This is a genomic window from Pseudomonas sp. KH_027, from assembly GCF_057838565.1.
In genome coordinates this window covers 986,385-998,190 of sequence record NZ_CM174470.1, presented here as the reverse complement: position 1 = coordinate 998,190, position 11,806 = coordinate 986,385, and the positions used below count along the sequence as shown (strand labels likewise).

At 65.4% G+C, this 11,806-nt stretch carries 10 protein-coding genes; 9 read left to right on the top strand and 1 reads right to left on the bottom strand.

Going from position 1 to position 11,806, the window contains the following annotated elements:
• The first annotated feature begins 99 nt into the window (after positions 1-99).
• From panB to pgi, 4 genes are all read left to right on the top strand, one after another.
• The gene (panB, locus tag AC3IYG_RS04575) at positions 100-900 is read left to right on the top strand and encodes a 3-methyl-2-oxobutanoate hydroxymethyltransferase (protein ID WP_489313837.1); all 801 of its coding nucleotides are present in this window, start codon (positions 100-102) and stop codon (positions 898-900) included.
• Positions 897-1,757, top strand: a complete 861-nt coding sequence (gene panC, locus AC3IYG_RS04570) for a pantoate--beta-alanine ligase (RefSeq protein WP_489312566.1) — start codon at positions 897-899, stop codon at positions 1,755-1,757. Before panB ends, panC begins: the two co-directional genes overlap by 4 nt.
• Before the next feature lie 83 nt (positions 1,758-1,840).
• The gene (panD, locus tag AC3IYG_RS04565; RefSeq protein WP_489312565.1) at positions 1,841-2,221 is read left to right on the top strand and encodes an aspartate 1-decarboxylase; all 381 of its coding nucleotides are present in this window, start codon (positions 1,841-1,843) and stop codon (positions 2,219-2,221) included.
• Between the two features lie 144 nt (positions 2,222-2,365).
• Positions 2,366-4,030: a glucose-6-phosphate isomerase gene (pgi, locus tag AC3IYG_RS04560; RefSeq protein ID WP_489312564.1), complete on the top strand. Its 1,665-nt coding sequence runs from the start codon at positions 2,366-2,368 to the stop codon at positions 4,028-4,030.
• Between the two features lie 82 nt (positions 4,031-4,112).
• Here the strand turns inward: pgi and AC3IYG_RS04555 are convergent, their stop codons facing one another.
• Positions 4,113-5,117: a GlxA family transcriptional regulator gene (locus tag AC3IYG_RS04555; protein ID WP_489312563.1), complete on the bottom strand. Its 1,005-nt coding sequence runs from the start codon at positions 5,115-5,117 to the stop codon at positions 4,113-4,115.
• A gap of 137 nt (positions 5,118-5,254) precedes the next feature.
• Between AC3IYG_RS04555 and AC3IYG_RS04550 the strand changes: the two genes are divergently transcribed.
• From AC3IYG_RS04550 to AC3IYG_RS04530, 5 genes are all read left to right on the top strand, one after another.
• On the top strand, positions 5,255-6,409 hold the full coding sequence (locus tag AC3IYG_RS04550) for a DJ-1/PfpI family protein (protein ID WP_489312562.1): 1,155 nt from the start codon (positions 5,255-5,257) through the stop codon (positions 6,407-6,409).
• An 86-nt stretch (positions 6,410-6,495) separates the two neighbouring features.
• Complete coding sequence (acs, locus tag AC3IYG_RS04545; protein ID WP_489312561.1) at positions 6,496-8,433, top strand: acetate--CoA ligase; 1,938 nt, start codon at positions 6,496-6,498, stop codon at positions 8,431-8,433.
• A gap of 84 nt (positions 8,434-8,517) precedes the next feature.
• Positions 8,518-9,396, top strand: a complete 879-nt coding sequence (locus AC3IYG_RS04540; RefSeq protein WP_489312560.1) for an oxygenase MpaB family protein — start codon at positions 8,518-8,520, stop codon at positions 9,394-9,396.
• A 100-nt stretch (positions 9,397-9,496) separates the two neighbouring features.
• The gene (locus tag AC3IYG_RS04535; protein ID WP_489312440.1) at positions 9,497-10,678 is read left to right on the top strand and encodes an acetyl-CoA C-acetyltransferase; all 1,182 of its coding nucleotides are present in this window, start codon (positions 9,497-9,499) and stop codon (positions 10,676-10,678) included.
• 96 nt (positions 10,679-10,774) lie between these two features.
• Entirely contained in the window at positions 10,775-11,791 is a 1,017-nt protein-coding gene (locus AC3IYG_RS04530; RefSeq protein ID WP_489312559.1) for a class I SAM-dependent rRNA methyltransferase, read from the top strand.
• The last annotated feature ends 15 nt before the right edge of the window (positions 11,792-11,806 follow it).

Sequence of the window (11,806 nt, the reverse complement as noted above, 5' to 3'; positions counted from 1 at the left end):
TCGGTAACACCTGCAATTGACTTCGCCCCGCCCCATCAGGACTATAGGCGTCCCGTTGCCCCGCGCCGGTGCGCGCGAGGCGCCAAGAGGACGATAATGATGCCTGACGTAACCCTGAGCACCCTGCAAGAACTGAATCAGAAAGGCGAGAAAATCGCCATGCTGACGGCCTACGACGCCACCTTCGCCAGCGCTGCCGCTGAAGCCGGTGTCGAGGTTCTGCTGGTTGGGGACTCCCTCGGCATGGTCATGCAAGGCCATGACAGTACCCTGCCGGTCAGCGTCGCGGAAATGGCCTACCACACCGCCTGCGTGAAACGCGGCAACCGTGGCGCGCTGATCATCACCGACCTGCCGTTCATGTCCTACGCCACGCTCGAACAAGCCCTGAGCAACAGCGCCACGGTCATGCAGGCCGGCGCGCACATGGTCAAGCTCGAAGGCGGCGCCTCGCTGACCGAGACCGTCCGACGCCTGGCCGAGAACGGTGTACCGGTGTGCATGCACATGGGCCTCACGCCACAGTCGGTCAACGTCTTCGGCGGCTATAAAGTGCAAGGTCGCAGCGAAGCCCAGGCCCGCCAGCTGCGTTGCGACGCCATGACCCTGGAGCAAGCCGGCGCGGCCATGCTGCTGCTGGAGTGCGTGCCGAGCGAACTGGCGGCGGAAATCACCCAGGCGGTGAAGATTCCCGTCATCGGCATAGGCGCCGGTAACGCTACCGACGGCCAGGTACTGGTTCTGCACGACATGCTCGGCCTGTCCCTGACCGGCCGCACGCCCAAGTTCGTGAAGAATTTCATGGCCGGCCAGCCGAGCATCGCCGACGCCCTCGCCGCTTACGTCAAAGCCGTCAAAGACGCCTCCTTTCCCGCTGCCGAACACGGATTCTCTGCATGAACACGGTTACCACCGTCCGCGAACTACGCGCCGCGGTCGCTCAAGCCCGCGCCGAAGGCAAAGATATCGGCCTGGTGCCGACCATGGGCAATCTGCACGCCGGTCACGCCGCACTGGTGGAGAAGGCTGCCCAGCGCGCCGACTTCGTGGTCGCGAGCATCTTCGTCAACCCGCTGCAGTTCGGCCCGAAGGAAGACCTCGCCAGCTACCCGCGCACCCTCGCGGCGGATCAGGAAAAGCTGATCGAAGCCGGCTGCCACTTGCTGTTCGCCCCCAGCGTCGAGGAAATGTACCCCGACGGCATGGCCGTGCAGACGCTGGTGCACGTCTCCGGCGTGTCTGAAGGGCTCTGTGGTGGTAGCCGCCCAGGGCATTTCGACGGTGTCTCGACGGTGGTGACCAAACTGTTCCAGATCGTACAGCCGAATCTGGCGGTCTTCGGCCAGAAGGACTACCAACAACTGGCGGTGATCCGCACCTTGGTGCGTGACCTGAACATGCCGATCCAGATCATCGCCGAGCCGACCGTGCGAGCCGCTGACGGCCTGGCGCTGTCTTCGCGCAATGGCTACCTGGACGCCGTCCAGCGCGCGCAGGCTCCGGCGATTTATGCTTGCCTGAAACAAATGGCCACGGCGCTCAAGGCTGGCGAACGCGACTTCGCCTCACTGATCGCGCAGGGCAAAAGCACGCTGGAACAGGCCGGGGTCCGCCCCGACTACCTGGAAATCCGCAAAGCCGACAACCTGCGCCCAGCCGAGCCCCAGGATCGGCACCTGGTGATTCTCGCCGCGGCATTCATCGGCAGTACCCGGTTGATCGACAACCTGGCGCTGGACCTCGAAGAAGCCCTCTAAGCCCCAATAGCCCGCAGTCTTGATCGCCAATCAGGCTTCGGGCAAACTCAGCCGCCGTTTATGGCCCCGTTAAGGAAACCACCATGCACGCCATCATGCTCAAGGCCAAACTGCACCGCGCCGAAGTCACTCACGCGGTGCTGGATTACGAAGGTTCCTGTGCCATCGACGGTAAGTGGCTGGACCTTTCCGGCATCCGCGAATACGAGCAGATTCAGATCTACAACATCGACAATGGCGAGCGCTTCACCACCTACGCCATCCGTGGCGAGGAAGGTTCGCGGATCATCTCGGTGAACGGCGCGGCCGCGCACAAGGCCAAAGTCGGCGACCGTGTGATCATCTGTGCCTACGCGCACTACAGCGAAGCCGAGCTGGCCAGCTTCAAACCGCGCATGCTGTACATGGCCCCCGGCAATGAGCTCAGCCACACCAGCAATGCCATTCCGGTACAGGTCGCTTAAGGCCGCAGGCACATGGGGCCCAGCCTTTTGCCGCAAGACCGCCGCAAACCCATCAGCCGCCTTGAGCGGCTAGACTGAAAGCCCGGAACGCTCCGGGCTTTTTAGTGTTCCAAGGTTGTTCACGTTAGAAGGAAGTTGCAGGCCATGGCGTATTACCAACACCCGCTCGACGTTACCACCCTGCCCGCTTGGCAGGCGCTGAGCCAGCATCGCGAAACCATGCAGGACTTCAGCATGCGCGAGGCCTTCAATGCCGATGACCAGCGCTTCAGCCAGTTCACCCTGAGCAGCTGCGGCCTCTTCCTCGATTACTCGAAAAACCTGATCAATGCGCAGACTCGCGACCTACTGGTCAGCCTGGCGCGCGAAGTGGGTCTGCAGCAGGCCATTCGCGAGCTGTTCGACGGTGAACTGGTCAACGCCTCGGAAGGGCGTCCGGCACTGCACACGGCGCTGCGCCGCCCGGTCGGCGAACGCCTGACGGTCAAGGGCGTCAACGTGATGCCCGAAGTGCATCGCGTGCTCAACCAGATGACCGAACTGGTGGTACGCATCCACAACGGTTTGTGGCGCGGCTACACCGAGAAGCCGATCACCGACGTGGTCAACATCGGCATCGGCGGCTCCTTCCTCGGCCCGCAACTGGTCTCCGAAGCCTTGCTGCCGTTCGCGCAACAGGGCGTGCGCTGCCATTACCTGGCGAATATCGACGGCAGCGAATTCCACGAGCTGTCGGAAAGCCTGCGCGCCGAAACCACCCTGTTCATCGTCTCGTCGAAATCCTTCAACACCCTGGAAACCCTGAAGAATGCCCAAGCCGCACGCAGCTGGTACTTGGCTCAGGGCGGTTCGGAAGGCGAGCTTTATCGGCACTTCATCGCGGTGTCGAGCAACCGCGAGGCGGCGGTGGCCTTCGGTATCCGCGAAGAGAACATCTTCCCGATGTGGGACTGGGTCGGCGGCCGTTACTCGCTCTGGTCGGCGATCGGCCTGCCGATTGCCCTGGCCATCGGCATGTCCAACTTCAAGGAGCTGCTGTCCGGCGCCTACAGCATGGACCAGCACTTCCAGACCGCGCCGTTCGAACGCAACATGCCGGTGCTGCTGGCCTTGCTCGGCGTCTGGTACGGCAATTTCTGGGGCGCGCAAAGCCACGCGATCCTGCCGTACGACCATTACCTGCGCAACATCACCAAGCACCTGCAGCAGTTGGACATGGAGTCCAACGGCAAGAGCGTGCGCCAGGACGGCAGCCCCGTAACCTGCGACACCGGTCCGGTGATCTGGGGCGGCGTCGGCTGTAACGGCCAGCACGCCTATCACCAGCTGCTGCACCAGGGCACGCAGTTGATTCCGGCCGACTTCATCGTCCCGGTGGTCAGCTACAACCCGGTCGCCGACCACCATCAGTGGCTGTATGCCAACTGCCTGTCGCAGAGCCAGGCGCTGATGCTCGGCAAGACCCACGCCGAAGCCGAAAGCGAACTGCGCGCCAAGGGCCTGCCGGAAGAGGAAGTGCAGCGCCTGGCGCCGCACAAGGTGATCCCGGGCAACCGCCCGAGCAACACCCTGGCCATGGAGCGCATCAGCCCACGACGCCTGGGCGCACTGGTGGCGCTCTATGAGCACAAGGTATTCGTGCAGAGCGTGCTCTGGGGCATCAACGCCTTCGACCAATGGGGCGTTGAACTGGGCAAGGAGCTGGGCAAGGGCGTCTACCAGCGCCTGACCGGCGGCAACGAGCAGCCGGCCGAAGATGCCTCCACCCAGGGCTTGATCGACTATTTCCGCGGCCGCCATCGCGGCTGACGCACGCGCCCTGCGCAAGCACACGAAGCCGGCCAGTTGACCCTCGCCGGCTTCGTGCTTTCTGCGCCCATCATGCCCGTCGCTAGCGGCAAAAGCGCAGGCGGTACTCGCTCGGCGTGACCTTTAGGCCTAACCCGAATGCCCGCCGCAGGTTGTACTCCGAGCCGAAGCCGGTTTTCTCGGCGACCCGCTTCAAGGATGTAGCGCCCGCTTCGAGCAGCCGACATGCCGCATCGAGGCGCAGCTGGAACAGGTACTTGGCCGGGGTGCTGCCCAGCGCCTGCTTGCAGCGCCGATGCAGGGTTCTTGGCGAAACGGCCAGTGCAGCGGCCATGCTGTCGATGGAAATATCCTCATGCAACCGGAGCCCGAGCCAGCGCGTCAACTCGGCAACCAGGCCTTCCTGCACGGTGCTCTGTGCCCGTAGCGCGGCACTGAACTGCCGCTGCCCACCTGGGCGCTGCAGGTACATCACCAGGTTTTTCGCCACCTGCAGGGACACCTCGCGACCGTGATCCTCCTCCACCAGGCTGAGGCATAGATCGATGCCCGCGGTCACGCCCGCCGAGGTATAGATCGGGCCGTCTTTGATAAAGAGCGCATCGTCGAACACCCGCGCCTTCGGGAAGTAACCTTTCAGGGTCTCGACATAACGCCAGTGGGTGACCGCGCTCCGCCCATCGAGCAAGCCCGCCTGCCCCAGTAGAAAAGCCCCGGTACAGACCGAACAGCAACGCGCCACGCGCTTGGCCGCCTGCACCAGCCACGGTGCCAATACACCCTCCAGCGCCGCCCGTTGAACGCCGAAGCCACCCGCCACGATCAGCGTGCCGCCCGCCAGGCTGTCGAGTTCAGGCAACGGCTCGGTGAGCACCGTCAGGCCGGCGGAGGACGCCACCGGGCCACCCGCGATGGAGACCACCCGCAACCGATAGGCCGGGAACGCCGGCGCAGGCTGCGCGCTGACCGCCGCGAACACCTCCAGCGGGCCACTGGCATCCAGCAGTTGAAAGCCGGGAAAGACCAGCACCAGCACCGTGTGTGGAGCCCGGCTGGCAGACGGAAGCGACGACTGAGTGGTGGCCATGACAATCCTTGGCAATCAAGCTTTGGCAGATATTCATCCATTACTGTCATTTACGCCATATCGTCTGGCGTGACACTTATCCACAGCGACGACACCCCCACTCCGGTGCCGCCAACAGCACTGCTTGGAGAGCGCTAATGCGCAAACGACTGCTTACCCGCACGGCCGTTCTTTTCGGCATCTGCACCCTCGTCATCGGTGCCAGCCTGGGCAGCCCCCGCTCGGGGTCAACGCCAGCCAACTCGACACCTGATCCTGCCGCCGAGAAAATGGCCCCGTACCAGCCACGCTTCGGCCGCAGCCGCCCGCTGGTCGCGGTGATCGGCGAAAACAGCATGACCGAGCTGATCGATTACGTGATTCCTTACGCCGTGCTCAGCGAATCCGACGCCGCGCAGGTCATCGCCATCGCCACCCAGCCCGGACCACTGCAGATGATGCCAGCCCTCAAGCTCGTGCCGCAGGCCACGGTCAGCAGCTTCGACCGGCGTTTTCCCGAGGGCGCGGACTATGTGATCGTGCCGGCGGTGCATCGCAGCAGCGACCCGACCCTCACCGGTTGGGTCGCCGCACAGGCCCACAAAGGCGCCACTGTCGTCGGCATTTGCGATGGTGTGCTGGTGCTCGGCCATGCCGGCCTGCTCAATGGCCGGCGGGCGACCGGGCATTGGTATTCCGAACGCGAACGCGAGCAGTCCTTCCCCGATACGCACTGGCTGAAAAACATCCGCTATGTCGCCGACGGCAAGATTGTCACCACCTCGGGCGTCAGCGCCGCCATTCCGGCCTCCCTGGCCCTGGTCGAAGCCATCGCCGGGCAGCCGCGCGCCACCGCCGTGGCCAAGGCGCTCGGGGTTGCCGACTGGTCCGCCACTCACGACAGCGAGAAGTTTGCGTTCGGTACGCGGGGTTATTTCACCGGCGCCCGCAACCTGCTGTCGTTCTGGCGTCACGAAGAACTGGGGATTGCCGTGGCGCCAGGGGTCGACGAAATCGCCCTGGCGCTGACCGCCGATGCCTACTCGCGCACCTATCGCTCCAGCGCGTGGTCAGTCGCGCGCTCCGCCACCGCACTGCAAACCCGCCGTGGCCTGAGCCTGCTGCCGGACCGGGTCGTCGGCGCACACAACCCACCCGCGCGCATGCTGCCAGCGCTGGACCCGGCAGCGCCGGTGGCAGCCCTGGATCGCGCCCTGAGCGACATGGCCCGCGCTTACGGCAGCGACACCGCGACCTTCGTCAGCCTGCAACTGGAGTATCCACAGGCGCCCCCTCAGCCACGGCCGGACTAACAGCCGGCGGCGCAGCACTTGAACCGAGCGGCAACCTGGGTGCACCCTTATGGGTATTGCGGCACTACAACAAGAAGGGACCCGCCATGTTCGAGATCACCGCCCACCCCGTCGCCGATGCCGTGCGCAAGCGCGCCCTGCTGAACAGCGACGACTATCAACGCCTGTACCAACAGTCCATCGAGCACCCCGAGACCTTCTGGGCCGAGCAGGCCAGCGCCTTCCTCGACTGGTTCAAGCCCTGGCACAGCGTGCATCACGGCGACCTCAAGCAGGGCCAGGCCACCTGGTTCAAGGACGGCAAGCTGAACGTCAGCTACAACTGCATCGACCGCCACCTGGAACAACGTGGCGAACAGGTCGCGATCATCTGGGAAGGCGACAACCCGACCGAATCGGCCCATATCACCTACAAGAAACTCCATCACAATGTCTGCCGCCTGGCCAACGTACTGAAAAGCCGCGGCGTGCAGAAAGGCGACCGGGTCTGCATCTACATGCCGATGGTCCCGGAAGCGGCCTACGCCATGCTCGCCTGCGCCCGGATCGGCGCCGTGCACTCGGTGGTGTTCGGCGGCTTTTCTCCGGACGCCCTGCGTGACCGCATCCTCGATGCCGACTGCCGTACCGTGATCACCGCCGATGAAGGCGTGCGCGGCGGCAAGTACATCGGCCTCAAGCAGAATGTCGACAAGGCCCTGCTGAGCTGCCCGGCGGTTTCCAGCGTCATCGTGGTCGAGCGTACCCAGGGCGAGATCGACTGGGTCGAAGGCCGCGACCTCTGGTACCACGAGGCCCTGCGCGCGGCCAGTGGCGACTGCCCGCCGGAGCCGATGGACGCCGAAGACCCGCTGTTCATCCTCTACACCTCGGGCTCCACCGGCAAACCCAAGGGCGTACTGCACACCACCGGCGGCTACCTGCTGATGGCGGCCATGACCCACAAATACGTGTTCGACTACCACGACGGCGACATCTACTGGTGCACCGCCGATGTCGGCTGGGTTACCGGCCACAGTTACATCGTCTACGGCCCACTGGCCAACGGCGCGACCACCCTGATGTTCGAAGGCGTGCCGAACTACCCGGACAGCTCGCGCTTCTGGCAGGTGATCGACAAGCATCAGGTGAATATCTTCTACACCGCACCGACCGCCCTGCGCGCTTTGATGCGTGAAGGCGAAGGCCCGGTGCAGAAAACCTCGCGCAGCAGCCTGCGCCTGCTCGGCAGCGTCGGCGAGCCGATCAACCCGGAGGCCTGGGAGTGGTACTTCAACGTGATCGGCGAGCGCCGCTGCCCGATCGTCGACACCTGGTGGCAGACCGAAACCGGCAGCATCATGATCAGCCCGCTGCCCGGCGCCAGCCTGCTCAAACCTGGCTCGGCGACCAAACCGTTCTTCGGCGTGCAGCCTGCGCTGCTGGATGAGCAAGGCAAGGAAATCCAGGGCGCCGGCTCAGGCGTACTGGTGATCAAGGCCAGCTGGCCCAGCCAGATCCGCAGCGTTTACGGCGATCACCAGCGGATGCTCGAGACCTATTTCAAACCCTACCCCGGCTACTACTTCACCGGCGACGGCGCGCGCCGCGATGAGGATGGCGATTACTGGATCACCGGCCGCATCGACGACGTGATCAACGTCTCCGGCCATCGCATCGGCACCGCCGAAGTGGAAAGCGCCCTGGTGCTGCACGACGCCGTGGCCGAAGCGGCGGTGGTCGGCTACCCCCATGACCTCAAGGGCCAGGGCATCTATGCCTTCGTCACGCTGATGAAAGGCGTGGAAGCGAACGACGCCCTGAACAGGGAACTGCTCGCGCTGGTCAGCAAGGAAATCGGCGGCTTCGCCCGACCGGAACTGATCCAGTGGGCGCCGGGCCTACCGAAGACCCGCTCGGGCAAGATCATGCGGCGCATCCTGCGCAAGATCGCCTGCAACGAGCTGGACACGCTGGGCGATACCTCGACCCTGGCCGACCCGTCGGTGGTCGACAACCTGATCGACAAGCGCCTCAACCGGTAACCGGCGCATCTGCAGATCGCGCGTTTCGCAGGGGCCAGCGTGCCGGCTCCTGCGACTCCCCTCTCACCTGAACCGTAGTTACCCATGGAATTTCTCCGCCGCCGCATCGAAAGCCAGGTCCTTGGCCTGACCGGCCTGGCCTTGGGCCAGATCGACTTCGAAAAGCCCCAAGGCGACCCCGGCCTGTTCGGCCCCGACACCATCTGCTGGCAGGTGCATGGCGACTTCACCAGCATGCTGATCGGCGGCATCGGCGCCCTGATGCTGCAGGCGTTGCATCCGCTGGCATTGGCCGGCGTCTGGGACCACTCCAACTTCCGCCAGGATCTGCTCGGTCGCCTGCGCCGCACCGGGCAATTCATCTCCGGCACCACCTATGGTTCGACCCGGGACGCCAACTGGCTGATCGACAAGGTCCGCACCATTCATCTGCAGGTCACGGGCACCGCGGCCGACGGCCGGCCTTATGCGGCCAGCGACCCGGCGCTGTTGACCTGGGTGCATGTCGCCGAAGTCAGCAGCTTTCTCGCCGCCCACCTGCGCTATCGCAATCCACAACTGCCCGGCACCGACCAGGACCGCTACTACGCCGAAACCGCACTGATCGCCGAACGCCTGGGCGCGCAAGCGGTGCCGCGCTCACGCCAGGAAGTCGCCGACTACCTCGAACAGGTGCGACCGCAGCTGCTTTGCGACCAACGCAGCGAGGAGATCCTGCGCATCCTGTTCCATGCCCCGGCGCCGAGCACCCTGGCCAAGCCATTCAGCGCGCTGATGCTGCGCGCCGGCGTCGACCTGTTGCCGGCATGGGCCGCAGAGATGCTCGGCCTGCGCCTCACCCCTCTGCAACGTCGCCTGATTCGCAGCGGCGTCAAGCGCAGCGCGCCACTGCTACGCTGGGCCGTGCGCAACGGCGCCGTGCACCGCGCGCGCCGGCGCCTGGGTTTACCGCCGCTGCGCTGAACCACCGCTCGGCTCGGCATCTGGCCGGGAGCAAAGCCTCTGTGCCAACATACGTCCCCGCCGCGGCTCGCCGCGCCCACTATTCGTGAGGAACTGCGCCATGCAAGAAGTCGTTATCGTCGCCGCCACCCGTACCGCCGTCGGCAGTTTTCAAGGCTCGCTGGCGAGCATTCCCGCCGTCGACCTCGGCGCGGCAGTGATCCGTCGCCTGCTCGAACAGACCGGCCTGGATGGCGCCCAGGTCGACGAAGTGATCTTCGGCCAGGTGCTCACCGCCGGCGCCGGCCAGAACCCGGCGCGCCAGGCCGCGATCCTCGCCGGTCTGCCCCATGCGGTGCCGGCCCTGACCCTGAACAAGGTCTGCGGCTCCGGCCTCAAGGCCCTGCACCTGGGCGCCCAGGCGATCCGCTGCGGCGACGCCGAGGTGATCATCGCTGGCGGCCAGGAGAACATGAGCCTCAGCGCCTACGTCGTGCCCGGTGCGCGCAGCGGCCTGCGCATGGGCCACGCCAAGCTGATCGACACCATGATCAACGACGGCCTGTGGGACGCCTTCAACGACTACCACATGGGCATCACCGCCGAAAACCTGGTGGACCAGTACGCCATCACGCGCGCCGAGCAGGACGCCTTCGCCGCCGCCTCGCAGCAGAAAGCCGTGGCCGCCATCGAGGCCGGGCGTTTCACCGATGAAATCACCCCGATCCTGATCCCGTCGCGCAAAGGCGAGCCACTCAGCTTCGCCACCGACGAGCAGCCAAAGGCCGGGACCACGGTCGAAGCGCTGGGCAAGCTCAAGCCGGCGTTCAAGAAGGACGGCAGCGTCACCGCCGGCAACGCCTCCAGCCTCAACGACGGCGCCGCCGCCGTGCTGCTGATGAGCGCCGAGAAAGCCAAAGCCTTGGGCCTGCCGGTACTGGCGCGCATCGCCGCTTACGCCAACGCCGGCGTCGACCCGGCGATCATGGGCATCGCCCCGGTCTCGGCGACCAAGCGCTGCCTGGAAAAAGCCGGCTGGACGCTCGAACAACTCGACCTGATCGAAGCCAACGAAGCCTTCGCCGCCCAGGCGCTGGCGGTCGGCAAGGAGCTCGGCTGGGACGCCAGCACGGTCAACGTCAACGGCGGCGCCATCGCCCTCGGCCACCCCATCGGCGCCTCCGGCTGCCGCGTGCTGGTCACCCTGCTGCACGAAATGCTCAAGCGCGACGCCAAGAAAGGCCTGGCCACCCTGTGCATCGGCGGCGGTCAGGGCGTAGCCCTGGCACTCGAACGCGACTGATCCAGCGCAGGACTGGGATCACGCCAATGCAACGCCGACCCGAGGGTCGGCGTTTTTCTTGATAAACTGCGCGCTTCCTTTTTTGAGTCGTCGCGCATGCCTTCTCTCGATCAGGCGCTGCGCGCCGCCCTCGACAACCGTCAGCCGCTGTTGGCCGAACTGCATGCGCAGGGCACCGACTGCTACCGCCTGTTCCATGGCAGCCAGGAAGGCGCCTCCGGCCTGACGATCGACCGCTACGGCCCGCAACTGCTGGTACAGAGCTTCCACAGCACCTTGGCGCTCGACGCCCTGCTGCAGTTGCACGCGACCGTCGACGCCCAACTCGGCCGCGAGACCTTGCTGGTCTATAACGACCGTTCGCGCGGCAACTCGCGCATCGATCGCAGCGACCCGGTTTACCCCGCCAGCGCCGCCGCCCTGGAAGACCTGGTCGGCCATGAGTGGGGGCTGAAGTATCGCGTCCGCGCTCGCCATGCCGGTCAGGATCCGCTGCTGTTTCTCGACCTGCGCACCGCGCGGGGCTGGGTCAAGGCCCACAGCACCGGCAAAAGCCTGCTCAACCTGTTCGCCTACACCTGTGGCGTTGGCCTCTGTGGCGCAGCCGGTGGCGCCCGCGAGGTGTGGAACCTGGATTTCGCCGAGGGCAACCTGGCGGTCGGCCGCGAGAACGCCGCACTCAACCCCGAGCTGCCGGCAATGGCGTTCATCCAGTCCGACTATTTCCCCGCCATCCGCCAATTGGCTGGGCTGCCCATCGCTCAGCGGCGCGGGCAGAAACTGCCGAGCTACCTGCGCCTGGAGCAACGGCAGTTCGACCTGGTGTTGCTCGACCCGCCGGCCTGGGCGAAAAGCGCCTTCGGCACGGTCGACCTGCTGCGCGACTACCAGAGCCTGCTGAAACCCGCGCTGCTGGCCACCGCAGAAAATGGTGTGCTGATCTGCTGCAACAACCTGGCAAAAGTAGCCCTGGAGGACTGGCGTGAGCAGATGCTGCGCTGCGCCACCAAGCTCGGCCGGCCGGTGCGCGACTGCCAGGTGCTGGCGCCCGCCGCCGATTTCCCCTCGCTGGATGGCCGCGCGCCCCTGAAGACCCTTATTCTTCAGCTCTAGGAAACAGCTACAGGA